Here is a 25,556-nt window from a genome sequence, read left to right as displayed (position 1 = left end):
CCATGTCCCGTCTGCGCTTCGTCGGCGTCCGGCTCGCGTCGCTGCTGGGTCTGCTGGGGGCCCTGTCCCTGGTGCTCTTCCTGCTGCAGGAGGTCTCCGGGGCAGACCCTGTCTCCGCCACGATCGGCGGCAACGCCTCCCCGGACGCTGTCGCCGCCGCGCGCGAGCGTCTCGGTCTCGACGACCCGGCGCCCCAGCGGTACCTCGCGTTCGTCGGGGGCCTGCTCACCGGCGACCTGGGCACGTCGTTCCGCACCCGCCGCCCCGTGGCCGAGGACATCGGGGCGTATCTGCCCGCGACCCTGGAGCTCGTCCTGGTCGCCTTCCTGCTCGCGGTCCTGCTCGGGGTCCTGTTCGCCGTGTCCAGCATGCTGCGCTGGCCGCTGGCGGGGGTCTTCCGCGGCCTTCTGTTCGTCGGCTCGACGGCGCCGACCTTCATGCTCGGCATCCTCGGCATCATCGTGTTCTACAAGCTGCTCGGGTGGTTGCCGGCGTCCGGACGGGGCGGTGTCACCGACGGACCCACAGGTCTGAGCGTGCTCGACAGCATGCTCGCGGGCGATCCCGCGGCGACGGGCGACGCGCTCGCGCACGTCGTCATGCCGGCCCTCGCCCTCGCCGTCGGGCCGGCGCTGGCGATCGGTCGCGTGCTGCGCTCCAGCCTCACCGAGACCCTGCGCTCCGACCACGTCCGGACCGCCACCGCGAAGGGGTTGACCGAGACGCAGGTGCTGCGCGGGCACGTGCTGCGGAACTCGCTCGGCGCGTCGCTGTCGATGGGAGCCCTGCAGCTCGGTTTCATGTTCGGCGGGGTCCTTCTCGTGGAGGGCGTCTTCACCTGGGGCGGGCTCGGCTCCTACCTGTCGGCCAGCCTGCCCGTCTCCGACTTCCCCGCGGTCGCCGGCGTCACGTTCGTCCTCGGCGGCCTGTACGTTGCCGTCAACACGGCCGCCGACGTCCTGCAGTCCGTCGCCGACCCGAGGATCTCCGTCTCATGAGCATCGCTGTCCCCGCCCGCGCCGTCGTCCCGCGCCGTCGAGGCCCGGCCGCCGCCACGATGGTCGTGGTGCTCGCCCTGACCGGGTGCGCGCTCGACGACCCCGGGTCCGGCTCGCCCGACGACCCGTCGACGCTGCGGCTGGCCGAGACCGGCGAGTACGACTCCCTCAACCCCCTCGAGTACCCGCTGGGCATCACCTCCAAGCTGTACGACGGCCTGGTCGCGGTGGGCCCGGGCGGGGTGCTCGAGCCCGGTCTGGCCACCGAGCTGCCGACGCCGGACGGCGACCTCACGACCTGGACGGTCACGCTCCGCGAGGGCGTCACGTTCAGCGACGGCTCGGCGTTCGACGCCGACGACGTGGTCGCGGCGTACGACGCCGTGCGCGACCCCCGGCAGGGCTCCTGGATGAGCACGGACTACGCGATGGTCGAGGACGTCGTGGCGACCAGCGCCCACAGCGTCCGGTTCGAGCTGGCGTACCCCTACGCGGGCCTGCCGGCGCGGCTCACGCTGGGCATCCCGGCCTCGGAGGCGCTCGGGGACACCGTGGTGGGCTCGACACTGGCGGACCAGCCGGTGGGCACCGGCCCGTACGTGCTGGCCGAGTGGCGCCGCGGCGAGTCCCTGACGCTGGAGGCACGCGACGACTGGTGGGGCGGAGACCCGGAGGTGACGACCATCCACCTGGCCTTCGTCGCCGACGAGAACGCGCGGGCGCAGCGGGTCCGATCCGGCGACGTCGACGGCGCCCAGCTCTCCCCGCGGACCGCGACGGCGCTCGACGGCGTCGCCGGTCTGGAGCTGGTGACCAACCCCTCCGCGGACTTTCGCGCGATCTCGCTGCCGCAGACCCTGCCGTTCTTCGCCGACCCCGACGTGCGGACCGCGCTCAATCTCGCCACCGACCGGCAGGCGATGGTCGACGGGATCCTCGCCGGCCACGGGGAAGCGATCTCGTCCCCGTTCACGCCCGCGCAGGGCGCGAACCACGAGCCGTCGGCGGCCTTCGAGCACGACCCCGACGCGGCCGCGGCGCTGCTCGACGCGGCGGGGTGGATCCTGGGCCCCGACGGGACACGCGCCAAGGACGGCATCCCGTTCGCGTTCACGGTCATGTACTTCGCGGAGGACACGCTGCGTCGTGACGTGGCTCAGGCGTTCGCCTCGGACCTGGCCGCGCTCGGCATCGAGGTCTCCCTGGAGGGGGTCGATCGCGCGCACGCGGTCACCGCGATGGACGAGAAGGCGTTCGTGCTCGGCGGGGGCGACATGCCGTACGACCCGGACGCCCAGGTCTACCGGCAGCTGCACTCGGACTACGCGGACTTCGACGAGGACGACGCCTACTCGAACGCGTCCGGTTACGCCGACGACGAGGTGGACCGCCTGCTGGACGAGGCACGCAGGGAGCCGGACGGCGAGACCCGCGCGGCGACGTACCGGAGGCTGCAGGAGCGCCTCGTGGAGAACCCGCCCATGGTCGCCGTCTTCGCGCTCGAGCACACGTACGTGGCCCGCGGCCTCGACGCGTGGGACGGCGTGGGACACGTCGTGGAGCCGCACGAGCACGGCGTGGCATGGGGCCCGTGGTTCGACGTCCAGCACTGGACGCGCCGGTGACCCGGACGGTAGCCGCGCTGCGCCTGACCGGACGGCGGCTGGGGTGGGCCGTGCCGCTCGTCGTGCTCGTGAGCCTGGCGGTCTTCGCGCTCGCCGCGGCCTCGCCGACCGACGCGGCGTCGGCGTTCCTCGGCGCCCGCGACGAGTTCACGGGCGGGACCGCCCGCGGCGGCGTGGAGGGGATCGTGGCGGGGACGCCGTGGCTCGACGCCTGGTGGCGATGGGTCACGGGTGCGCTCGCCGGCGACCTCGGCACCTCCACGACCGGCCGGGCGCCCGTCGCGACGGTGGTGGCGGTGCGGCTGCCCTGGACCCTGCTGCTCATGGTCACGGGGCTCGCCGTCTCGATCGCCGTCGCCGTCCCGGTGGCGATGCTGGCGGCGCTGCGCCCGCACGGCGCCCTCGCCCGGCTCCTGACGGGCGGTCTATGGGCGCTCTCCGCCGTGCCCGCGTTCCTCGTCGCGTTGGTGCTGGTCGGGGTGCTGTCGCTCGGCCTCGGCTGGTTCCCGGCCGGCGGGCTGACCGATCCGGGCGCCCCGGCCACGGCCGCGCAGGTGGGCACCCACCTGGCGCTGCCGGTGCTCGCCGTCGCGGCCTCGCAGCTGCCGTGGATGGCCCTCCACCTGCACCGGGGCATGGCCGAGCACCTGCGCACCCCGTCCACGCAGGCCGCCCGTCTGCGCGGTGTCGCCGAGTGGCGGGTGATGCTCCGCCACGTGCTGCCGACGGCGGCCGTCCCGACGCTCGCGATCGCGGGGGCGCGGCTCCCCGAGGTCGTGGCCGGGTCGGTCCTCGTGGAGGAGATCTTCTCCTGGCCGGGGCTGGGCGGCGCGCTCGTCGACGCGGCGCTCGCCCAGGACTTCACGCTGCTCGCCGCGTCGACGGTGCTGCTCGTGCTGGTGGCCGTGGTCGGTGGCCTGCTCGCCGACCTCTGCCTCGTGCGGATCGACCCGAGGACGGACGCCGATGCGCTCTGACACCGTTCCCACCGTCAGCCCCCTCCGCGCGGTGCGGACCCGACGGGCGGTGCCGTGGCGCGCGGTCGCCGTGACGGGGCTGGCGCTGCTGGTGGCCTACGCACTCGTCGTCCCGCTGCTGCCCGTCGACATCGACCGCGTCGACTACGCCACGGGCGCCACACGCCCGTCGTGGGGGCACCCGTTCGGCACCGACCTCACGGGCCGCGACCTGTTCGTGCGCTCGGCGCACGGGCTGCGCATCTCCCTGCTCGCCGCGCTCGCCGGGGCGACCAGCGCGGTGGTCGTGGGTGCGCTGGTTGGCGCCGGATGCGCGCTCGCGGGCGGTCGCGTGGACCGCTGGGGCATGCGGGTCGTGGACGGCGTCAACGCCGTGCCGCACCTGCTGCTCGGCATCGTGGTCGCGTCGGTGCTGCGCGGGTCGTTCCTCACCATCGTGCTCGTGGTCGCCGCCACGCACTGGACCCAGACGGCGCGGCTCGTGCGCGCCGAGCTCCTGGCGGTCGGCACGTCGGACTACTACCGCGCGGCGGTCGCCCACGGCTTCACCCGGCGCCAGCTGCTGCGCCACCACGCCGCGCCGCGCCTCGCCGCGCAGCTTGTCGTGGCGCTGGGCCTGCTGGTCCCGCACGCCGTCTGGCACGAGTCCACCCTGACGTTCCTGGGTCTGGGCCTGCCGCCGCACGCGCCGTCGCTGGGCGTGCTGCTCGACCTCGGCCAGCAGGCGCTGCTCTCCGGGGCGTGGTGGACCCTCGCGGCGCCCGCCGGGCTGCTCGTCGCCGTCACCGTCTGCCTCTCCGGCTGTCTGTCAGGCCGCGGAGAGGAGCACCATGACTGACGCCCCGCACCCGGAGATCGCGCACGACTCCGCCTCCGTCTCCGTGCGGGGCCTGTCGGTCGCCCACGGGGACGCCCCGGTCCTTGACCGCGTCGACCTGGATCTGGTCCCCGGCGAGGTGCACGTGCTGCTCGGCCCCTCGGGGGCGGGCAAGTCCACGCTGCTGTCGGCGCTGAACGGCGCGCTGCCGTCCCGGTCGAGGGCCACCGGCACCGCCGTGCTGACGGTGGGACGGCGAAAGGTCGACCTGCTCGCCGCGCCCGCCCGCACCCACCGCAGGGTCGTGCGCGGGCGCCTGATCGGGATCGCGCCCCAGGGCGCCGGCGCCGCGTTCACGCCGACGTCGACGATCGTGGCCCAGCTCCGCGAGGCGCAGGGGGTGGCGGTGCCCGGCCGGGCACGGCTCGGGGTCGCGCACCCGCACCGCGCGTCCGGCGGCGGGCGGCTGCTCGCCGACCTCGCCCACACGGCCGGCGTCGACCCGGCGTGGCTGCGGCGGTACCCGCACCAGCTCTCGGGCGGCCAGCTCGCGCGGCTGAACCTCGTCGCAGCGATGGTCAACCACCCGCCCGTGCTCCTCGTGGACGAGCCCACGTCGGGGCTCGACGAGGACGCAGCGCAGGCGGTCGGGGTGCTGCTGTCCACCTACGCGCGGGCCGGGCACAGCGTGCTGGTCGTGACGCACGACCTCGCCCTGGCTCGGAGCGGCGGAGGTACCGTCACCCGCCTCGAGGCGGGCCGGGTCGTGGCCCGCGGGACGGCGGTCGAGGTCGTCGGCCGCTCGGCCCCTGCGCGTCGGACGGCGCCCCCCGTCGATGCGGACGCCCCGGCGTTGGCCGCGCACGGCGTCCGCGTGCTGCGGGGCGGCGGCACCGTCCTCGGGCCCACGGACCTGGCGGTCCGGGCCGGCGAGGTCGTCGGGCTCACCGGGCCGTCGGGCGTGGGCAAGTCGACCCTCGCCTCGGTCCTGGCGCAGCTCGAGGTCCCCGACACCGGTCATGTCGCGGTGGGGGGAGCACGCGTCGACGGTGCGGGTCTCGACTTGCCGCCCGCGCAACGGCGGCGGGTGGGCTGGGTGTCCCAGCATCCCCGTACGGCGGTCGACGCGCGCATGACCCTGCGCCAGGCGATCGAGCTGCCGGCGCGTCTGGCGGGGCTGTCCGTCGACGCGGCTGCGCTGGCGCACGACGTCGGCCTGGGGCCGGAGCTGCTCTCCCGTCGTCCCCACCAGGTCTCCGGCGGGGAGCTGCAGCGCGCCTGCGTCGCACGGGCCCTTGCGCTGCGACCGGAGTACCTCGTCCTCGACGAGGTGACGTCCATGCTGGACGCCGACACCGCCGCCGACCTGCTCGCCGTCGTCGTCCGTGCCGCACGGGCGGGGACCGGTGTGCTCCTCGTGAGCCACGACCTCGACATCCTGTCGCTGTGCGACCGGGTCCTGGCACTGAGGGGTGGCGACGACGGCGCTGTCCTCGTTCCGGTCCACCCCGGACCCGACCTCGTTCGACCCGACCCTGCCCCGACCCGCGAGAAGAGCACACGATGACCACCACCGTCGCCGGATTCCACGGCATCACCGGGAACGTCGGCGTCAAGGACGGCGTCCCGGACGCCGCCCTCGTGTATGCCACCGGAGCCACCACCTCCGCCGCCGTGTTCACGCGGTCGCGTTTCGCCGGACCCAGCGTGCGCCTGAGCCGGGAGGCCGAGACCCGGGCGCTGCGCGCCGTCGTCGTCGTGTCCGGCAACGCGAACGTCGCCACCGGGGAGCGCGGCCTGGCCGACGCGCGGGAGCTCCAGGAGTGGGCGGCCCGGACGGCCGGGTGCCGGCCGGAGCAGGTGCTGGTCGCCTCGACCGGCGTCATCGGTGTGCCGTACCCGATGGCGAGAGTGCGGCCCGGGCTGGCGGCCCTCCCGGCGGCGGACCGGGTGGACCTCGACGCCGTCGCCCGCGCGATCATGACGACGGACACCCGGCCCAAGGTGGCCGTCCGCCAGGTCGGGGAGGCGCGGATCGTCGGGATCGCCAAGGGCGTCGGCATGATCGAGCCCGACATGGCGACCCTGCTGTCGTTCGTCTGCACGGACGCCGACGTGCCCGCAGAGGACCTCGACCGGATCTTCCGGGCGGTGGTGGAGCGGACCTACAACGCCGTGAGCATCGACACCGACACGTCGACCTCGGATACCGCGGCGATCGTCGCGTCGGGCTTGGCCGGCACCGTCGACCTCGAGGCGTTCGAGGACGTGCTCCGGGACCTGTGCACCGACCTCGTGAAGATGATCGCCTCTGACGGGGAGGGCGCGTCCAGGGTCATCGAGGTCCGCGTGAGCGGGGCCCGTGACGACGCGCAGGCCAAGCTCGTCGGGAAGGCGGTCGTGAACTCCCCGCTCGTCAAGACGGCCGTGCACGGCGCCGACCCGAACTGGGGGCGCGTCGCCATGGCCATCGGCAAGTGCGCCACAGAGACCGACGTCCACGAGGAGGACGTCCGGATCGCCTTCGGCGGGATCGAGACCTATCCCGTGCTGCCCTCCGCCGCGGTGCGAGCCGAGCTCGAGACGTACCTCCGGCGGGACGAGGTGGTCATCGAGGTGGACCTCGGCATCGCCGGCGGAGAGTTCACCGTGTACGGGTGCGACCTCACGGAGGGATACATCCGGATCAACGCCGACTACACGACCTGAGCGGGATACTGGCGGCATGACGACGGCGACGAACCCGGTGGAGCGGCTTCGGCTGCGCCTCGGCGAGATGCTGTTCGCGAAGGTCGCCGGACGGGACGCGCACGCGGTGCGCGACCGGATCCACCTGACGCCCGGCCCGCGCTGGTTCCCGCCCGACAGCCCGGTCGGGCGGGTGCACGCGGACGCGTCGATGTTCGTGGGTGGGCTGCGGGCGCTGCTGCTGCAGTCGTTGCACCCGCTGGCGATGGCGGGCGTCGCCGGGCACTCGGGCTACCGCGGCGACCCGTGGGGCCGGCTGGAGCGGACGGCGACATTCATCGCCACGACGACGTTCGGCACCGCCGACGACGCGCAGGCGATGATCGACCGGGTCCGGTCGGTGCACGAGCGGGTGCGTGGCAAGGCGCCGGACGGGCGGCCCTACCGCGCGGGCGACCCGCACCTGCTGACCTGGGTGCACGCCGCGGAGGCGGACTCGTTCCTCACGGCGCACCAGCGGTTCGGCGAGCGGCCGCTCACCGCCGCCGAGGCGGACGAGTACGTGGCGCAGGCGGCGCGGGTCGCGCGAGCGTTGGGTGCCGTCGTCGTGCCGGAGTCGGTGGCCGAGCTGCGCGCGACGATCGAGGCGTACCGGCCCGAGCTCGAGGCGTCGGAGGCAGCGCTGGACACGGTGGGGTTCCTGCTGCGCGAGCCGCCGCTGCCGCTCGCGGCCCGGCCCCCGTACGCGTTGCTCGCCGCGGGCGCGGTGTCGACGCTTCCGACGTGGGCGCGCGACGAGCTCCACGTCGACACCTGGTTCCGCCGCACCCTCGGCGTACCGGCCGGCGCCCTCGCCACCCGCGCCGTGCGGTGGGGGATGGGCACCTCCGAGAGGACCCGGGCCTACCCCCGCGCGGGTGTCCCCGAGACGACGCCCGGCTGACGCCTGCCTGACGGCCGCCTGACGCCCCGTCGACGTCCGGGTGACCGTCGCGCAGTGCCCGTGACCTGCGGGGACCGTGCCGATGAACGTTGCCCGAACGCTTCGCGGGCACCCCCGCCCACCCGGACATATCGGACGGAGCGGTTCCTAGAGTCGCGGCTGTGACCACCGTCGTGACCCCACGGCCGTCCGGCCCCCCGGACGCCCCGTCGGCCCGGGCGGGCACCCCGCCCGCCGGCCGACCACCCGCTCCCCGCACCCGCAGCCGCCTCGGCGCGCGCCGTCGTCGGAACGCCCTGCTGTGGGCGCTGCTGCTGGCGGGCCCCAACGTGCTGCTGATCCTCGTCTTCGTCTACCGCCCGCTGCTGCAGAGCCTCTACCTGTCGACGCTGCAGTGGAACCTCGGCTCCCCGTCCGCCCGCTTCGTCGGGCTCGGCAACTACGCCGAGTGGTTCTCCGCGCCCACGACGGGCCGGATCGTCACCACGACGCTCGTCTTCACGGTCGCGACCGTCGGCGGTGCGATGGTGCTGGGGCTGGGCCTGGCGCTGCTGCTGAACCGCCGCCTCCGCGGGCGCGGCGTCGCTCGCACCGTCGCGTTCGCGCCCTACGTGCTGAGCGGCTTCGCCGTCGGCATCCTGTGGCTGTTCATGTTCGACCCGCGCTACGGGCTGGTCCAGGAGCTGCTCGGCTGGGTCGGCCTCGACTCGCCCGCCTGGTACACGGCACGACCGTGGCCGCTGGTCATGGTGATCGTCGTCTACCTGTGGAAGAACCTCGGGTACGTCGCCCTCATCTACCTGGCCGGCCTCCAGGCCGTACCGCAGGACCTGCGCGACGCCGCCGCGCTCGACGGCGCGTCGTCGGCCCGCGCGCTGCGCTCGATCGTGCTGCCGCTGCTCACCCCGACCACGTTCTTCCTGCTCGTGACGATGATGCTCAGCTCGCTGCAGTCGTTCGACATCATCAAGGCGATGACCCAGGGCGGCCCCCTGGGCTCCACGACGACGCTCATGTACTCGGTCTACGAGGAGAGCTTCGTGAACGGCCGCGCCGGGTACGCGTCGGCCGTCGCCACCGTCCTGTTCCTCGTGCTGCTCGCCGTCACCGCGGTGCAGATGCGGTACGTCCAGCGGAAGGTGCACTACGCATGAGCGCCGCCACGATCGACCGGACGGCGGCGGCGCCCGCCGGGATCCCGGGCAGACCTCCCCGACGGCGGTCGCCGCACGTCGGCGCCTACCTCACGATGGCGTTCGCGACGGTGGTGCTGGGCCTGCCGCTGGTCTGGCTGCTCCTCGCCAGCCTCAAGACGCCCGAGGAGCTGTACCAGGTGCCGCTGCAGTGGCTGCCCGGGTCGCCGAGCCTCGACAACTACGCGCAGGCTGCGGGCGCGATCCCGCTCGGCCGGCTGCTGGCGAACAGCATCGGCCTGACCGTCGTCGGCGCGGGCCTCAAGGTCGCGCTGGGGCTGGCCTGCGCGTACGCGCTGGTCTTCCTCGACTTCCCGTTCAAGAAGCTGGTGTTCGGGCTGGTCATCGCGACGCTGATGATCCCGCCGCAGATCACGATCATCCCCAACTACACGCTCGTGGCCGGCCTCGGCTGGCTCAACACCTACCAGGGGATCCTCGTGCCGGGCCTGGCCAGCGCGTTCGGCACCTTCCTGTTCCGTCAGCACTTCCTCACGCTGCCGGCGTCGATCCTCGAGGCGGCCGAGCTCGACGGCGCCGGGCACTGGCGCAAGCTGTGGACGTTCGTCGTGCCGATGAGCACGCCGACGCTCGCGGCGGTCGCGCTGGTCTCCGTCGTGACCGAGTGGAACGACTACCTGTGGCCGTTCCTCGTCGTCGACCACGCCGACAAGATGACGCTCCCCGTCGGCCTCACCCTGCTGCAGAACACCGACGGCATGTCGAACTGGGGCGTGCTGCTGGCCGCGACGGTCGTCGTGACGCTGCCCATCCTCCTCGTCTTCCTCGTCCTCCAGCGACGCCTCGTCGCCGGCCTCACCGCGGGCGCCGTCTCGGGCTAGCCCCGACCCCGCGCCCGTCACCCCACCGAACCAAGGAGCACGTGTGTCCCACCGTCCCGCCCGCCGCACCCGGACCGCCGTCGCGGCGCTCGCCGCGGTCTCGGCCCTCGCCCTCACCGCCTGCGCCGGACCGAGCGTCGGCGCCACGTCGTCCGACGACGCGTCGTCCGAGGCCGTCGACTGGTCGCAGGTCGAGCCCGCCCAGGAGATCACCTGGTGGAGCAACCACCCGGGCCAGTCGCAGGAGCTCGAGCAGCAGCTCATCGACGACTTCACCGCCGAGAGCGGCATCGAGGTCGACCTCGTCACCGCCGGCGCCGACTACGACGAGGTGGCCCAGCGCTTCCAGGCCGCCTCGCAGACGGACGAGCTGCCCGACCTCGTCATCGCGTCCGACGTGTGGTGGTTCCGGTACCACCTGAACGACCAGATCATGCCCGTGGACGACGTCATGGAGTACCTCGACGCCGACGCGGAGGACTTCCAGCCCGCCCTGTACGCGGACTACGAGTACGACGACCAGCACTGGGCGGTGCCCTACGCCCGCAGCACGCCGCTCTTCTACTACAACAAGGACCTCTGGAAGAAGGCGGGCCTGCCCGACCGTGGTCCCGAGACCTGGGACGAGCTGACCGAGTGGGACGCCACGCTGAAGGGTGAGGTGCCGGACGGTGGCTCGACGCTCGGCCTGACCACCGGCCCGTCATGGGGCGCCTGGTGGTTCGAGAACATGATCTGGGGGACCGGCGGCGCGTACTCGGACGGCTTCGACCTCACGCTGGACACCCCGGAGGCGGTCGCGGGCGGCGAGTTCGTGCGTGACCTGTTCCACGGCTCCGGCGTCGCGACGCTCTCCGCCGACGACGCGATGGCGGACTTCTCGTCCGGCCTCGTCGCCTCGACGATCGGCTCCACGGGCTCGCTCAAGGGTGCGCTCGACGCCGCGTCGTTCGAGGTCGGCACGGCCTACCTGCCGGACGGCCCGCAGGGTGGCGGCACGCCCACCGGCGGCACCGGGCTGGCCATCCCGTCGTCGAAGACGCCGGAGCAGCAGCTCGCGGCGGCGATGTTCCTCGAGTTCCTGACCAACACGGAGAACACGGCCACGTTCTCGCAGGCCACGGGCTACATGCCGGTGCGCACCTCGGCCGTCGAGAGCGACGCCATGCAGAAGGTGTACGAGCAGACGCCGCAGTTCCGCACCGCCGTCGACCAGCTCGCCGACAAGGCCCGCGTGCAGGACGACGTGCGCGTCTTCGTGCCCGGCGCCGACGCGCTGCTCAACGAGGCGCTCGAGCAGATCGTCATCGAGGACGCCGACCCGAGGGAGGCGTTCGACGCGATCGCGCCGCGCATCGAGACGGCGTACACCGAGAACGTGGAGCCGTACCTGTGACCGGGCCGACGACGGCGACGACCGGCCCGCGCCGGCCGCGGGTGGTCGCGCACCGCGGCAACAGCGCCGTCGCGCCGCAGAACACGCTCGCCGCGTTCGAGGCCGCGGCGATGGCGGGGGCGGACTCGCTCGAGATCGACGTCCGCCTCACCGCGGACGGCGAGGTGGTCGTCATCCACGACGACACCGTCGACGCGACGACGAACGGCAGCGGCAAGCTGGCGGACCTCGAGCTGCGCGAGGTGCGGCTGCTGGACGCCGGGTCGTGGTTCTCGCCCGCGTACGCAGGGCAGCGGGTGCCGACGTTCGCCGAGGTGACCGACCTGCTGCGCGCCCGTCCCGGCATGGACCTGCTGCTCGAGATGAAGGGCGCGTGGTCGGCGCAGGAGGTGCGGCGGGTCACCGAGCCGCTGCGCGAGGCCGGCCTCGCCGACCGCACGGTGGCGCAGAGCTTCTGGCCCGCGACGGTGGCCGCCCTGCGCGACGCCGACCCGGGGCTGCGCCGAGGCCTGCTCGTCACCGCCGCGGGCGACGACCTCGTCGACCGCTGCCGCGAGCTCGACGTCGTCATGTGCAACCCGCAGGGCACCGTGCTGCGCGACGACCCGGACGTCGTCGCCCGGCTGCACGACGCGGGCCTCGCCGCCGCCGTCTGGACGCTGAACGAGCCCGAGCACTGGGCCGCCGCCGTCGCGCTCGGCGTGGACGAGATCATCACCGACCGGCCGGATCGTCTCGCGGGGTGGCTCGCCGGTCGCGCGGGCTGACCCCGCCCGCTCCGGCCCGTCGGTCGAGCCTGTCGAGACCCGTCGCTGGTCTCGACAGGCTCGACCGGCGACGCCTAAGGTCACGTCGAAGCGTTTCGACGGTCCACGGGGGTATCGCGGCATGACGGCTGGTCTCGCACGGCTCACGGACGAGCTGGGCATCCTGTACGGCGGGGACTACAACCCCGAGCAGTGGGACCCCGCCGTCTGGCGGGAGGACGTCGCGCTGATGCAGGAGGCGGGGGTCAACCTCGTCACGGTCGGCGTCTTCAGCTGGTCGCGCGAGGAGCCGCGGCCCGGGGAGTACGACTTCGCGTGGCTGGACGAGGTGCTCGACCTGCTGCACGACGCGGGCATCGCCGTCGACCTCGCCACCCCGGTCGCGTCGCCGCCGCCCTGGCTCGGGCACCAGCACCCGGAGTCGCTGCCGACCACGGCCGACGGCACGGTGCTGAGCTACGGGTCGCGCAACCAGTTCTGCCCCTCGTCGGACGCCTACAGGGACGCCGCCGCCCGCATCGCCGAGCAGGTCGCGAGCCGCTACTCCGGCCACCCCGCCGTCCGGATGTGGCACGCGGGCAACGAGTACGGCCAGGCCTGCTTCTGCGACCGGTGCGCCGAGCGCTTCCGGGACTGGCTGCGCGCGCGGTACGGCACCCTCGACACGCTCAACGAGGCCTGGGCCACGACCGTCTGGTCGCAGGGGTACGGCGACTGGGCCGAGATCCTGCCGCCGCGCGTCGCGCCCTACCACCACAACCCGTCGCAGGAGCTCGACTTCCGCAGGTTCGGCTCGGACCTCCTGCTCGACCTCTACCGCGAGCAGAAGGCGATCGTCCGGCGCCACGACCCCGACCGCCCCGTCACGACCAACCTCATGGGCTTCTTCGGCGGCATCGACCCCCACGGCTGGCGCGCCGACCTGGACGTGATCGCCGACGACGCGTACCCCGACCCGGCGTCCCCGGACGCTCCCGCCGACGCGGCGCTCGTCAACCACCTGGCGCGCGGGCTCGGCGGCGGGTCGTCGTGGCTGCGCATGGAGCAGGCGGCGAGTGCCGTGAGCTGGCGCGAGCACAACCTCACGAAGTCGCCCGGGCGGTTGCGCACCGAGGTGCTGCAGGCCCTCGCGCACGGCTGCGACGGCGCGCTGTTCTTCCAGTGGCGCCAGGCGCGCTCCGGCCCCGAGCGCTTCCACTCCGCGATGCTTCCCGTCGCAGGGCCGGGCACGGCCGTGCACGAGGGCGTCCGTCGCCTCGGGGCCGAGCTGCGTGACCTCGGCGAGGTCGTCGGGCAGCGCGTCCACAGCCGGGTCGCGCTCCTGTGGGACTGGCCGTCCTGGTGGGCCGCCACGCAGGTGGCGCTCCCGACGGCGCGGCTCGACCCGCTCGCCACGCTGCAGGCCTGGCACCGCGAGCTGTGGCGGCTCGGCGTCGTCGCGGACGTCGTCGACGCCCGGTCGGACGACGTCGTCCTGCACGGCTACAACCTCGTGCTCGCCCCCGCGCTCTCCGTGCTCGACGAGCCGACGGCCGCGCGTCTCGACGCGTTCGTCACCGGTGGCGGGCGCCTCGTCTGGGGGCCGTTCGGCGGCGTCGCGGACGACCTGGCGCACCTGCACCTCGGCCGCTCGCCCGCGCTGCTGCGACACGTGCTGGGCGTCTCGGCCGAGGAGTGGGTGCCGCTGCCCGACGGCGGCAGCACGGTCGTCTGGTCGGGGTCGGGCTCGTCATCGGCGGCCGGGGAGTGGCGCGCGACGGCGACGACGCTCGGGGAGCGCACCCGGTCCGACGGTGCGGACGTGATCGCCACCTACGACGACGGGCCTCTCGACGGCTGCGTCGCCGTCGCCCGGCACGAGCACGGGGCGGGGCACGCCTGGTACGTCGGGGCGGACCTGGCCGGAGCGGGTCTCGACCGGGTGCTGCGGGCCGCCCTCGACGACGCGGGCGTCCCGCACGGTGCCCAGGACCCCGACGTCGAGACGGTGTGGCGCGGACGCGCGCTGGTCGCGATCAACCATGCCGACCGGCCCGCGACGCTCGACCTCGCCGCGGCGCTCGTCGCCGGCCCGGCCGACGTCCGCGGCGTCGCTGCGCTCACGGATGTCCGCACCGGGGCCCGGCACGACCTCGCGCCGCTCCCGCTCGCTCCGCACGACGTCGTCGTCCTCGCGGCTCGGTGACAAGGGCGGTGGCGCGAAGCCCGATGGGTTCATCCGAGAAGATTTCACGGCCCGGAAACTCTGTTTGACCCCACGGAAACCCGCGCTCCCTACCGTCGACCCGACGCGCCGACCAGGCGCCCGGTGACGAAGGGACGACGAATGTCCGACACGACCGCACCCGGGGTGCACCCCGTCGACCAGGTGCCGCGGTTCGCGCGGCTCTTCCCGCTGGGCCTGCAGCACGTGCTGGCGATGTACGCCGGGGCGGTGGCGGTGCCGCTCATCGTGGGCGGCGCGCTCGGCTACTCCGCGCAGGACCTGGCGTTCCTCATCAGCGCCGACCTGTTCGTGGCGGGCATCGCGTCGATCATCCAGTCGTTGGGCTTCTGGCGGTTCGGGGTGCGCCTGCCCCTGATGCAGGGCGTGACGTTCGCCGCCGTCGGCCCCATGATCACGATCGGCACGACGTACGACATCACCGCGGTGTTCGGCGCCACCATCGCGTGCGGGCTGTTCATGATCGTCATGGCGCCGTTCTTCTCGGCGCTGCTGCGGTTCTTCCCGCCGATCGTCACGGGCACGGTGATCCTCATCATCGGCGTCTCGCTCATGGACGTCGCCGCCGGCTGGATCACGAACAACGGCGAGTCCGCCGCACCGTCCGACCTGGCGCTCGCGGCCGGCACGCTCCTGTTCATCGTGCTGGTGGAGCGGCTCGCGCCGCCCGCACTGGCCCGTCTCTCGGTGCTGCTGGGCCTGGCCCTCGGCACGCTCGTCGCGCTGCCGATGGGCAAGGTCGACTGGTCCGGCGTGGGCGAGGCCGGCTGGTTCGCCGTCGTGACGCCGTTCCACTTCGGCCTCCCGACGTTCCCGCTCGCGGCCGTGGTGTCCATGCTCGTCGTGGGCCTCGTGATCATGACCGAGACGACCGGCGACATGATCGCCGTCGGCGAGATCACCGGCCGGCCGGTCACGAAGCAGCGGCTCGGCGACGGCTTGCGCGCCGACGGGCTGTCCACCGTGCTCGGCGGGATCTTCAACACCTTCCCGTACACGGCGTTCGCGCAGAACGTCGGGCTCGTCAGCCTCACCGGCGTGGGGTCGCGGTTCGTCGCGACGATGGCGGGCGGCATCCTCGTCGTCCTGGGCCTGGTGCCGAAGGTCGGCGCCGTCGTGGAGGGCGTGCCCAGCGCGGTGCTCGGCGGCGCGGGGATCGCGCTGTTCGGCATGGTCGCGGCGTCCGGCATCCGCTCGCTCACCAAGGTGACGTTCACCAGCAGGAACATCCTGGTCGTCGCCGTGTCCCTCGGCGTCGCGATGCTCCCGACCGTGCGCCCGGAGATCTACGCCGAGTTCCCGACCTGGTTCCGGCTGATCTTCGACTCCGGCATCAGCGCCGGCGCGATCTGCGCCATCCTGCTCAACCTGCTGCTCAACGGCGACCAGCTGCGGCGGGCCAAGGAGACGACGCAGGGGACGACGCCGGAGCTGGAGCCGACCGCTCAGGCGCCGACGTCGCCGTCCACGTAGAACCATCGGCCGCCCTCGCGGACGAACCGGCTCACCTCGTGCAGGCGGCCGCGCTCGCCCGTGGACGCCGACCGGTACTGCGCGACGAACTCCACCTCGCCGCCGTCGTCGAACGGGCCGCCCGCGTGGGTGGCGAGGACGGTCAGCCGCCACCACTCCTGGTCGTCGTCGAGCTCCAGCGACGGCGGCCGGGTGCGAGGGTGCCAGGTGGCGCCCAGGTAGGCGGCGTCGCCGACCGCGAACGCGCTGTAGCGCGAGCGCATCAGCGCCTCGGCGGTGGGCGCCGGCCGGTCGCCGCGGTGCAGCGGGCCGCAGCACGCGCCGTAGGTGTCGCCGGAGCCGCAGGGGCAGCGGTCGCTGTCGAGCACGGGACCTCCCGGGTCAGTGAGCGCCGGGCAGGCGCGGGTTGAAGCGCTCCTCGCCGAGGGCGACGAGGAGGGCGAGCAGCACGACGACGGCGCTCGCGAGCGGCACGACGCGCACGTCGACGGCGGCGACCAGCGCCGCGCCCAGCCCGGACCCGGCGGCGATGCCCACGTTGAACATGGACGACGAGATCGCCACGCCCATGTTGGTCGACCCGGGCGCCACGAGCATCACCCGGTGCGACAGGGCGGGCGGCACGCAGGAGAACGAGAAGCCGAACAGCGCCAGCGACGCGACGGCCGCGACGGGGTTCTCGCCGAACGCCCACAGGGACGCGAGGGCCACCGTGAGCACCCCGAGCGCGACGAGCAGCACCGCCACGGGCCGGGCGTCGATGAACCGGCCCACCACGATCGTGCCCACCACGCCGGCCGCGCCCTGCAGGAGCAGCAGCCGCGCCATGTCCGACTGCGCGAACCCCGTGACGTCGATGAAGTACTGGGTGACGAACGTGATGACCCCGAAGGCGCCGGTCAGCACCAGGCCGGTCGTGACCATCTGGAACCCGAACCGGCGCCCGCTGGGGTGCGGCGCCCGGCTGGCCCCGCCCTCGGACGGCGCCATCGTGGGGAAGAGCGTCAGCACCACGAACGTCACCACCAGCGAGAGGACTGCGACGGCGGCGAACGTCCACCGCCACGACGTGTGCTCACCGAGCCATGTACCCACCGGGACGCCGAGCACCGGGGCCAAGGAATTGCCGAGCGCGAGCCGCGTCATCACCCGGCCGCGGACCACGGGCCGGAAGAGGCCGGTCGTCGCGGGCACCACCGCCGCCCAGAACAGCGCCTGCGCCGTCGCCGTCACCAGGCGCGCTGCCAGCAGCTGCTCGTAGCTCGGGGCGAGCGCCGCCCACGCCGTCGCGACAGCGGCCACGCCCGCGCACGCGGACAGCACCCAGCGGCGCGGCACGTGCCGCGCCCAGTGCGCCAGCGGCACCGTCGTGACGAGCACCACCAGTGCGTACCCCGTGACCAGCAAGCCGATCTCGGAGGTGGAGCGGCCCAGGTCGGGAGCCATGAGCGTGAGCAGGCCGGACGGCAGCGACTCGACGGTGACGAACAGGAACGTCGACAGCGCCATCGCCAGCAGGATGATCGTGGCGCGGCGCTCGTCGACGGGGGGCGCGATGCTGGGCGCCGGCGCAGGAGGAAGGTTCTCTGTCATGGGGATCGAAACGATCCTAAGGGCGGGTCGTCAGGGCCACGTCGCGCTCTACCCCCACGTGGTTCTGACAAGTCCGGCGGGTGGGGTTGCGGCGGACGGCGTGCGTCCCGATTCTCGGAGGGTGCCCACGCTCACCGAGGTGCTGACGGACGCTGCCGGAGAGCTCTACGCCCTCGAGCCGGCGGGCTTCGTGCCCGCGCGCGACGCCCGCGCGGCCGCGCTCCGCGCCGACGGCCAGGAGGAGGCGGCGGCCCGGGTCAAGGCACTGCGCAAGCCGTCGACGGCGGCGTGGGTGGTCAACCTCCTGGCGCGCGCGGAGGGGGAGCAGGTGGAGCAGGTCGTCGAGCTCGGCGCCGCGTTCCGCGAGGCGCAGGACGACCTCGACGGCCCGCGCCTGCGCGAGCTCACACGGCAGCGGCGGCAGCTCGTCGCGGCGGTCGCGGCGCGGGCGCGGTCGCTCGCCGTCGAAACAGGAGCGAGCGTGTCCGGCGCCGTCCTCGCGCAGGTGGAGTCCACCCTCACGGCCGCGATGATCGACGCCGACGCCGGTCGCGCCGTCCGCAGCGGGCTGCTGGTCGGGCCGTTGCAGGCCACCGGCATCGGGCGGGCCGACGTCGCGTCCGCCGTCGCGGTCCCCGACGCGCTCGGTATCGCGCCCGTCGACGACGACGGTGCGCCCGGCCGGCACCTGCACGCCGTGCCCGACCCGCCGGGCGTGCGTGGGGGGCATCGTCGGGCCGCGTCCTCGCGGGGGCAGGACGACGCCGCGGCGCGGGCCGAGGAGGAGGCCGCGCGGGAAGCGGCTCGGCGGGAGGCGGAGCAGGAGCTGGCCGACGCGGAGGACGACGTCGCCGCCGCGCGCGACGTGGGCAGCGCGGCCGCCGCGGAGGTCGGCCGCATCGAGGGGATCGCACGCCGCACCGACGCCGAGCGCGACGCCGTGCGCCGTCGCCTGGCCGAGCTGGACGACGAGGCCGCCGCCGTCGACGCCGAGCTGCGCGGCGCCGTCGTCGCCCGCCAGCGCGCCGAGCGCACCCTCACCGACGCCACCCGCCGCCGCGACGAGGCCGCCGCCCGCCTCCGCGACCGGTGACGCCGGCGCACTTGTCAGAGCCAGGTGGGCCTATACCCCGACGTGGCTCTGACAACTCGCAGGCCGACAGTCCGGCGGACGGTGGAGGTCCACGACGGCGGATCTCCGTCGCCCGGCGGATCCGCGCGGGCGGGCGCCCTGCGAGGGTGGGGGCACCGACACCGAGGACGAGGAGACACCATGCGCCGCCGCATGCGCACGCCCCTGACCGTCACGACCGCCGCCGCGCTCGCGCTGAGCCTCGGCGCGCTGCCCGCGGGTGCGGACGAGCCGCCCGCGCCGACGTCGCCGTCGACCGCGCTCGACGAGGACCGCGCGTCCGTCGCGCAGGCCGTGGCCGACGCCGTCGCGGAGGCGGAGCGGCAGGCCGAAGGCCGGACGTTCACGGCGCCGAGCGAGGCGAAGGACGGAGGCGCCGCCGTGACGGACGCCCTCGACCAGGCGCTCGCGGACACCGTGGCGGGCGTCCCCATCGGCGTCGTCGGGCGCGTCGACGCGCCTGGCCTGCGGTGGAGCGGGTCGGACGGCACGCGCCGCCTGGACGGACGAGGGCCCGCACGGCCGCAGGACCGGTTCCGTGCGGCGAGCAACACGAAGATGATGGTCTCGACGCTGGTGCTGCAGGAGGTCGAGAAGGGCACGTGGACCCTCGACACCCCGGTGGTCGACCTCGTCCCCGAGTCCGCCGCCGTCATCCCCGACGCCTACGAGGGCCAGGTCACCCTCGAGCTGCTGCTCACCCACCGCTCCGGCCTGCCCGACCACCTGTCCGCGCTCACCGCCGGCCGGATGGCCGACCCGGAGGACTTCGACGAGTTCTTCGAGGTGCTCGGCGAGGAGTACACGACGGCCGACCACCTCGCCGCGATGGACGACCAGCCGTGGCTGTTCGAGCCCGGCACCGGGGCCTCGTACTCCAACGCCGGCTACGTGCTGCTCGGCCTCGCGCTCGAGCACGCCACGGGGCAGAGCGTCGAGCGGCTGCTGGAGAAGCGGGTGTTCAAGCCCGCCGGGATGCGGCACTCGGCGTTCCCGGACGACCCGGGCTACCGCGGCCCGTTCCTCCACGAAGCCGCGTACACCGCCGACCTCGGCGCCGGCTGGTACGCGCTCGACGGCTTCGACCCGAGCCTCTTCGGCTCTGCCGGCGCCGTCACGAGCACGACGGCGGACCTGCAGCGGTTCACCGAGGCGCTCGTGACGGGCGACCTGCTCGAGGCGGAGACTGTGACGGACGTCCTCACGCCGCGCACCGTCGGCAGCGAGACGCTGCCCGACTACGGCCTCGGCGTGTACCGCCTGCCCGACCCGTGCCAGGAGGGGGAGTGGCTGTACGGGCACGACGGCGCCTCGTTCGGCACGCTCAGCATCACGCTGACCTCGCCGGACGCCGAGCGCCAGGTGACGGTCGCGCTCACGGGCCGCGACCTCACGAAGCTCGAGTCCGACCTCAACACGGCCCTGGTCCCGGCGCTGCTCGCCACCTGCTGACGACGCTTCGGTCGAGCTCGCAGGTCGAGCCCGCTGGTTGAGCCTGTCGAAACCCGCGACAGGCTCGACCAGCGGAGCGGCGGGCTCAGCCGGCGGCGAGGGTGGCCGCGACGGGGCCGAGGAGACGCCCGTCGTGGTCGAACATCGCCTGGTTCTCCCACGCGTTGCCGGACGCCGGGTCCGCGGGGTCCCAGCCGTTGCCGGCGACGGACGTCCAGGCCGGCTCCCAGTAGACGGCGCCGAGCCCGCGCCCGCCGGGGGCGGCGGCGACCACGTCCTGCACGGCGCGGAACGCCGCCGCCTGGCCCTCGGGCGTCGCGGGGTAGCCGGCGACGAGCTGGCTCTCGTCCGCGACGACGTTCTCCCAGGCGGGGGCGTCGTCCTCGAGAGTGAACGGGTACGCCGTCTCGACCACCACGACGTCGCGGTCGTAGCGCGCGGACAGGGTGCTCACGGCCTCCTGCAGGTCGGTGAGGGAGCCGTGCCAGTAGCCGTAGTAGCTGAGCCCGACGAGGTCGAACGGCACGTCGCGCGCGGTGACCTCGTCGAACCACCAGGTGAGCCCGTCGATCCCGTTGTTGATGTTCGTCAGGTGCAGGATCGTCTGCGTGGTCGGCGACACGGCCTTCACGGCGTCGTGCCCGGCGGTGAGGAAGCCGGCCAGCGCGTCCCACTGCGCGCCGTCCACGCCGTCGCCCGGGACCGCGTCCCACGTCTGGCCGTACGGCCAGAGCATGCCGGGGTTGATCTCGTTGCCCACCTGCGCGTACGCGACGTCGACGCCCGCGTCGACGAGGGCGGTCATCACCTCGCGGGTGTGCGCGGCGAGCAGGTCGGTCATCGCGGCGACGCCCGAGCCCGCCCACTCGGCGGGCACGCCCTGCGCGCCCGGGTCGGTCCACCGGTCGGAGTAGTGGAAGTCGACCATGACGTCCATGCCCGCCGCCTGGATGCGGCGAGCGCTCTCGACGACGTGCGTCACCTCGTTGTACCCGTCTGCCGGGTCCACCCACACCTTGAGGCGGCCGAGGTTCATCCCGTGGTCGGCGAGGATCTGCACCGCGTCGCCGGGCGTGCCGTCGACGTCGGCGTACGTGGCGCCGTGGTCCTCGTTCTTCGCCAGGCCGGACAGGTCGCCGCCGCGCACGTCGCGCGTCACCCGCCCGCGCTCGACGGCGATGTCGTCGACGGACGCCCACGCGCCGCCCGCGTCGTCGGACGTCGCGACGGCGAGCCCGCAGTCGCCGCCGCGGCTCTTCGCGGAGACGGCGACGCGCACCCACGCGTCGTCCTGCAGCGTCTGGGGCAGGGTGACGGTGCCGGACGTGCCGCCCGTGCAGGTGAGGGACAGGGTCGAGGTGTCCAGCCCGCCGGACTTCACCCAGGCGCTCGCCGTCCACCAGCCCGTCCCCAGGCGGCCGAGGCGCTGGGACGTCGTGACCTCGTACGGCGCGTCCGACCAGTGCGTCAGCCGGTCGCCGGTGCGGCCCCCGGCCTCCGCGGTCGCGGCGGCGGTGTCGCCGGTGACCGTCCAGCCGTCCAGGCCGGAAGCGAAGCCCGAGTTCTCGGGCGAGACGGCCGCTCGGCCGCCGGGCGCGGCCCCTGCGGGTGCGGCGAAGGCGGCCGCCAGCGCGGCGGCGAGCAGGCCTGTGGTGATCGTGCGGGTGCGGTGCGACATCATCGTCCTTTCGCGGTGGGCGAGCCGTCAGGACGTGCGCCCGGCAGGCCCGGCGCACGTCCCTGACAGCTCGTGGGTCAGTGCGGGGTACGCAGCACGCGCGCCCCGCCCGCGGGGACGACGACGCCGCCGGCGACGTCCTCCCCGGTGAGCAGGTCGGTGGAGCCCGGCGCGACGTCGGGCAGCTTGGCGTCGGCGTCGGCATGGTTGAGCGCGACGGTGTAGACGGCGGCGTCGCCGTGGCGGCGGACCACCTCGAGCTCGGCGGGCAGGCCGGCGGGCGAGAGGCCGGCGTCGTCGTACACGCGCGCCATCAGCGGCGCCAGAGTGTCGACGTCGAGCCGGGTGGACACGTACCAGCCGGTGCCCCCGCCGAGCCGGTTCCGGGTGACCGCCGCCGCGCCGGGTCGCGGGCCGCCGTCGTACGTGGCGACCACCTCGGCGCCGTCGAGGGCGAGGTCGTCGGCCCACACGTCGCCGGCGACGATCGCCTCGCCCGCGTCGTCCGACAGCCCGACGACGCCCAGCGTCTCGCCCTCGCGCAGCGGCAGGAACTCCTCGACCGTCAGGCCGAGCGCGCGCCGCAGGGGCGCGCCGTAGCCGCCCTCGTGCACGCGGTCGTGCTCGTCCACGACGGCGCTGAAGTAGCTCACCAGCAGCGTTCCGCCGCCCTCGACGTACCGGGTGAGGTTGTCGGCGGCTGCGGCCGTGAGCAGGTACGACGCCGGCGCCACGACCAGGCGGTAGCCGGACAGGTCCTGCTCCGGGTGCGCCATGTCGACGGTGAGTCCGTCGCGCCAGAGCCGGTCGTAGAAGGCTTCGGTGCGCTCGCGGTGCGAGGCGTCGACGCTGGGCCGCCACTCGAGGTCCTGCGCCCAGTGCGACTCGTAGTCCCACAGGAGGGCGACGTCGGCCCGCACGCGCGAGCCTTGCACCTCGCCGAGCCGGCCGAGCTCGGCGCCGAGCTCGCACACCTCGCGGAAGACGCGGCTGCCCGTCCCGGCGTGGGGCAGCATCGCCGAGTGGAACTTCTCTGCGCCGCTGCGCGAGGCACGCCACTGGAAGAACAGGATGCCGTCGGCGCCGCGGCCCAGGTGGGCCAGGGCGTTGCGCCGCTCCTCGCCGGGGCGCTTCGCGACGTTGCGCGGCTGCCAGTTCACCGCCGAGCTGGAGTGCTCCAGCAGCAGCCACGGCTTGCCGCCCGCGACGGACCGCGTGAGGTCCGCGGCCATCGCCAGGCCGACGTGGCCGCGCGGGTCGGCGGCGGTCAGGTAGTGGTCGTCCGAGACCACGTCGACCTCGCGCGCCCACGCCCACAGGTCGGTGGACGGGCAGGCGGTGGCCATGAAGTTCGTGGTGATCGGCACGTCGGAGTGGGCGCGGATCGCGTCGCGCTCGGCCACGAAGCACTCGCGCAGCATCGCGTCGGTGAAGCGCGCGTAGTCGAGGCGCATCGCGGGGTTGGCCACGGTCGGCGTGGTGGACGGCGCGACGACGTGCTCCCACTCGCCGTAGACCTGGCCCCAGAAGCGGGTGCCCCACGCGGAGTTGAGGGCGTCGAGCGTGCCGTACCGGGCGCGCAGCCACAGCCGCCAGGCACGCTGGGCGTGCTCGGAGAAGTCGTCCGAGACCGGGGCGCCGTACTCGTTGTGCACGTGCCACAGCACGACGGCAGGGTGGGAGCCGTAGCGCTCGGCCAGCGCGCCGGCGATCCGGGTGGCGGCCCGGCGGTAGGCAGGGGACGACGGCGCGGCGGCGCCGCGGGAGCCGAACTCCAGCACGGTGCCGTCGCGCGTCACGACCCGCGAGTCCGGGTAGGTGCGGAAGAACCACGCCGGCGGCGACGCGGTCGGGGTGCCGAGGTCGACGCGGATACCGCGGGAGTGCAGCAGGTCGAGCAGGCGGTCCAGCCAGCCGAAGTCGTGCTCGCCTTCTCGCGGCTCCAGCAGCGCCCAGCTCCAGATGCCGACGCTCACCAGGTTCACGCCGGCCTGCTGCATGAGGTCGACGTCCTCGTGCCACACGTCCTCGGGCCACTGCTCGGGGTTGTAGTCGCCGCCGTAACAGACGTCCTCGACGCCGGGCAGCCAGCCGTCGAAGTCCGGCCCGGGGCGGAACGGTGCGGTGCGGGCGCCGAGGGCGGGGGGTGTTCCCTCGCGGGGCGTGTCGGGCATGGGAGCGGCTCCTCGCGTCGTTGCTGTGCGCGGTCACAGGCGTCGAGACCGGGCAACGACTAGGTAACACCACGAAACCGGAAGTTGACAATCCCGGGAGGCTGGTCGCTACTGTGACCGTGCACAGCCACACTGTCGTGAGTCGCCCAGCGCTCCCTGCCTGACGCGGCGGTGCGATGGTCCTTGACGAGGAGGAGTCATGCGCCTGACCACAGGCACCCGGATCGCGGCCCTCGCCGCCGCCACCGCGCTGCTCGCGTCCGCCTGCTCCGGCGGCGGTGACGACGCCGGCTCGGACGACGGCGGGTCGGCCGCCGGCCCGGTCGAGCTCACGTTCTGGACGTGGACGCCGAACATGGAGAAGGTCGTCGACCTCTGGAACTCCGAGCACCCCGACATCACCGTCACGGTGAACAAGCAGGACGGCGGCGACCCCGCCATCACCAAGCTGCTCACCGCGATCAAGGCGGGCTCGGGCGCGCCGGACATCATGCAGGCCGAGTACCAGAAGATCCCGCAGCTCGTCTCTTCGGACGCGCTGGCGGACCTCGCCGGCTCGCTGGGCGACGACGTCGCCGGACAGTTCACCGACGGCGTGTGGGACGCCGTCACGCTCGGGTCGGACGCCGTCTACGCGGTGCCGCAGGACTCCGGGCCCATGCAGTTCTACTACCGGGCCGACATCTTCGAGAAGCTCGGCATCGACGTCCCCACCACCTGGGACGAGTACGCGGACGCCGCGCGGAAGGTGCACGAGGCCGACCCGAAGGCGTACCTCGGCACGTTCTCGGCCAACGACGCGGGCTGGTTCTCCGGCATCACGCAGCAGGCCGGCGCCTCCTGGTACGGGATCGACGGCGACGCCTGGTCGGTCGACATCGACTCCGAGGCGACCACCAAGGTCGCGGAGTACTGGGGCGGTCTCGTGGAGGAGGGTGTCATCGACAACAAGCCGATGTACACGCCCGAGTGGAACGCCGGCCTCAACGACGGCACCCAGGTGGGCTGGCTGTCGGCGATCTGGGCGCCCGGCGTCCTCGCGGGCAACGCCGCCGACACCGCCGGGAAGTGGGAGATGGCGCCGATGCCGCAGTGGGACGCCGACGCGCCCGCGACCGGCGCCTGGGGCGGCTCGGCCACCGCGGTGACGTCGCAGTCGGAGCACCCGGAGCAGGCCGCCGAGTTCATCACCTGGCTCAACACCGACCCGGAGGCCGTGCAGGCGCTCGTCGACGAGACCGGCATCTACCCGGCCGACGTCCCTGCGAGCACCGAGGCGCTGACCGACCCGCCGGAGTTCTTCTCCAACCAGCCCGACTTCTACGAGGTCGCGGCGCAGACGGCGCAGACGGTGCAGCCCTTCACCTACGGGCCGAACATCAACGTCGCCTACTCCGCGTACAACGACGAGTTCGCGAAGGCGACCAAGGCGAAGACCGCCGACGCGTTCGTCGACGCCGTCGACGCGATGCAGCAGATCACGCTCGACGACCTGAAGAACCAGGGCTTCAACGTCAGCGAGTGACGTGGCCCCGCTGGTCGAGCTTGTCGAAACCCGGGTCTCGACAAGCTCGACCAGCGGGC

General features: G+C 73.9%; 20 protein-coding genes. 16 read left to right on the top strand and 4 right to left on the bottom strand.

The genetic code is table 11. The features are described 5' to 3' along the window. Positions 1-2 precede the first annotated feature (2 nt). From B5Y66_RS20785 to B5Y66_RS20725, 13 genes are all read left to right on the top strand, one after another. Complete coding sequence (locus B5Y66_RS20785) at positions 3-998, top strand: ABC transporter permease (protein ID WP_079576680.1); 996 nt, start codon at positions 3-5, stop codon at positions 996-998. After that, on the top strand, positions 995-2,623 hold the full coding sequence (locus B5Y66_RS20780) for an ABC transporter substrate-binding protein (RefSeq protein WP_079576525.1): 1,629 nt from the start codon (positions 995-997) through the stop codon (positions 2,621-2,623). Before B5Y66_RS20785 ends, B5Y66_RS20780 begins: the two co-directional genes overlap by 4 nt. Beyond that, the gene (locus B5Y66_RS20775) at positions 2,620-3,600 is read left to right on the top strand and encodes an ABC transporter permease (protein ID WP_245807267.1); all 981 of its coding nucleotides are present in this window, start codon (positions 2,620-2,622) and stop codon (positions 3,598-3,600) included. Before B5Y66_RS20780 ends, B5Y66_RS20775 begins: the two co-directional genes overlap by 4 nt. After that, positions 3,590-4,438 carry an ABC transporter permease gene (locus B5Y66_RS20770; RefSeq protein WP_079576523.1) on the top strand — a complete coding sequence of 283 codons (849 nt, stop codon included), beginning with the start codon at positions 3,590-3,592 and terminating at the stop codon, positions 4,436-4,438. The genes B5Y66_RS20775 and B5Y66_RS20770 overlap by 11 nt, the downstream gene beginning before the upstream one ends. Next, on the top strand, positions 4,431-5,984 hold the full coding sequence (locus tag B5Y66_RS20765; protein WP_079576522.1) for an ABC transporter ATP-binding protein: 1,554 nt from the start codon (positions 4,431-4,433) through the stop codon (positions 5,982-5,984). Before B5Y66_RS20770 ends, B5Y66_RS20765 begins: the two co-directional genes overlap by 8 nt. Beyond that, positions 5,981-7,126: a bifunctional glutamate N-acetyltransferase/amino-acid acetyltransferase ArgJ gene (gene argJ / locus B5Y66_RS20760; protein ID WP_079576521.1), complete on the top strand. Its 1,146-nt coding sequence runs from the start codon at positions 5,981-5,983 to the stop codon at positions 7,124-7,126. Before B5Y66_RS20765 ends, argJ begins: the two co-directional genes overlap by 4 nt. 16 nt (positions 7,127-7,142) lie before the next feature. After that, positions 7,143-8,048 (top strand): oxygenase MpaB family protein, encoded by a 906-nt coding sequence (locus B5Y66_RS20755; protein ID WP_079576520.1) that lies wholly within the window; start codon positions 7,143-7,145, stop codon positions 8,046-8,048. Positions 8,049-8,209: 161 nt separating this feature from the next. Beyond that, positions 8,210-9,202 carry a carbohydrate ABC transporter permease gene (locus tag B5Y66_RS20750; RefSeq protein WP_079576519.1) on the top strand — a complete coding sequence of 331 codons (993 nt, stop codon included), beginning with the start codon at positions 8,210-8,212 and terminating at the stop codon, positions 9,200-9,202. Then, entirely contained in the window at positions 9,199-10,083 is an 885-nt protein-coding gene (locus tag B5Y66_RS20745) for a carbohydrate ABC transporter permease (protein ID WP_079576518.1), read from the top strand. Before B5Y66_RS20750 ends, B5Y66_RS20745 begins: the two co-directional genes overlap by 4 nt. 43 nt (positions 10,084-10,126) lie before the next feature. Then, positions 10,127-11,479, top strand: a complete 1,353-nt coding sequence (locus tag B5Y66_RS20740) for an ABC transporter substrate-binding protein (RefSeq protein ID WP_079576517.1) — start codon at positions 10,127-10,129, stop codon at positions 11,477-11,479. After that, complete coding sequence (locus B5Y66_RS20735) at positions 11,476-12,246, top strand: glycerophosphodiester phosphodiesterase (protein ID WP_079576516.1); 771 nt, start codon at positions 11,476-11,478, stop codon at positions 12,244-12,246. The genes B5Y66_RS20740 and B5Y66_RS20735 overlap by 4 nt, the downstream gene beginning before the upstream one ends. A gap of 121 nt (positions 12,247-12,367) precedes the next feature. After that, a complete protein-coding gene (locus B5Y66_RS20730; RefSeq protein ID WP_079576515.1) occupies positions 12,368-14,431 on the top strand; it encodes a beta-galactosidase in 2,064 nt (687 codons plus the stop codon). Positions 14,432-14,572: 141 nt separating this feature from the next. Next, positions 14,573-15,943 carry a nucleobase:cation symporter-2 family protein gene (locus B5Y66_RS20725; RefSeq protein WP_079576514.1) on the top strand — a complete coding sequence of 457 codons (1,371 nt, stop codon included), beginning with the start codon at positions 14,573-14,575 and terminating at the stop codon, positions 15,941-15,943. Here the strand turns inward: B5Y66_RS20725 and B5Y66_RS20720 are convergent. Both B5Y66_RS20720 and B5Y66_RS20715 read right to left on the bottom strand, forming a co-directional pair. Then, positions 15,916-16,311, bottom strand: coding sequence for a YchJ family protein (locus B5Y66_RS20720; protein ID WP_079576513.1), 396 nt, complete (start codon positions 16,309-16,311; stop codon positions 15,916-15,918). The two genes, B5Y66_RS20725 and B5Y66_RS20720, sit on opposite strands and share 28 nt — an antisense overlap. 13 nt (positions 16,312-16,324) lie before the next feature. Further along, positions 16,325-17,536 carry an MFS transporter gene (locus B5Y66_RS20715; protein WP_079576512.1) on the bottom strand — a complete coding sequence of 404 codons (1,212 nt, stop codon included), beginning with the start codon at positions 17,534-17,536 and terminating at the stop codon, positions 16,325-16,327. 121 nt (positions 17,537-17,657) lie between these two features. Here B5Y66_RS20715 and B5Y66_RS20710 point away from each other — a divergent pair, with 121 nt between their 5' ends. Both B5Y66_RS20710 and B5Y66_RS20705 read left to right on the top strand, forming a co-directional pair. Continuing rightward, positions 17,658-18,629 (top strand): hypothetical protein, encoded by a 972-nt coding sequence (locus B5Y66_RS20710; RefSeq protein WP_079576511.1) that lies wholly within the window; start codon positions 17,658-17,660, stop codon positions 18,627-18,629. Positions 18,630-18,809: 180 nt separating this feature from the next. After that, entirely contained in the window at positions 18,810-20,120 is a 1,311-nt protein-coding gene (locus B5Y66_RS20705) for a serine hydrolase domain-containing protein (protein ID WP_079576510.1), read from the top strand. Positions 20,121-20,205: 85 nt separating this feature from the next. On the opposite strand, the gene B5Y66_RS20700 is transcribed toward B5Y66_RS20705, so the two are convergent. Beyond that, a complete protein-coding gene (locus tag B5Y66_RS20700; protein ID WP_079576509.1) occupies positions 20,206-21,798 on the bottom strand; it encodes a glycoside hydrolase family 53 protein in 1,593 nt (530 codons plus the stop codon). Positions 21,799-21,875: 77 nt separating this feature from the next. Continuing rightward, positions 21,876-23,972 carry a beta-galactosidase gene (locus B5Y66_RS20695; protein WP_079576508.1) on the bottom strand — a complete coding sequence of 699 codons (2,097 nt, stop codon included), beginning with the start codon at positions 23,970-23,972 and terminating at the stop codon, positions 21,876-21,878. A gap of 199 nt (positions 23,973-24,171) precedes the next feature. Here B5Y66_RS20695 and B5Y66_RS20690 point away from each other — a divergent pair, with 199 nt between their 5' ends. Next, a complete protein-coding gene (locus tag B5Y66_RS20690; protein ID WP_079576507.1) occupies positions 24,172-25,497 on the top strand; it encodes an ABC transporter substrate-binding protein in 1,326 nt (441 codons plus the stop codon). The last annotated feature ends 59 nt before the right edge of the window (positions 25,498-25,556 follow it).

It is taken from the genome of Krasilnikoviella flava (genome assembly GCF_900167525.1).
Lineage (GTDB): Bacteria > Actinomycetota > Actinomycetes > Actinomycetales > Cellulomonadaceae > Isoptericola > Isoptericola flavus.
The sequence above is the reverse complement of the archived record's forward strand: the minus strand, read 5'-3'. Positions and strand labels throughout refer to the sequence as shown.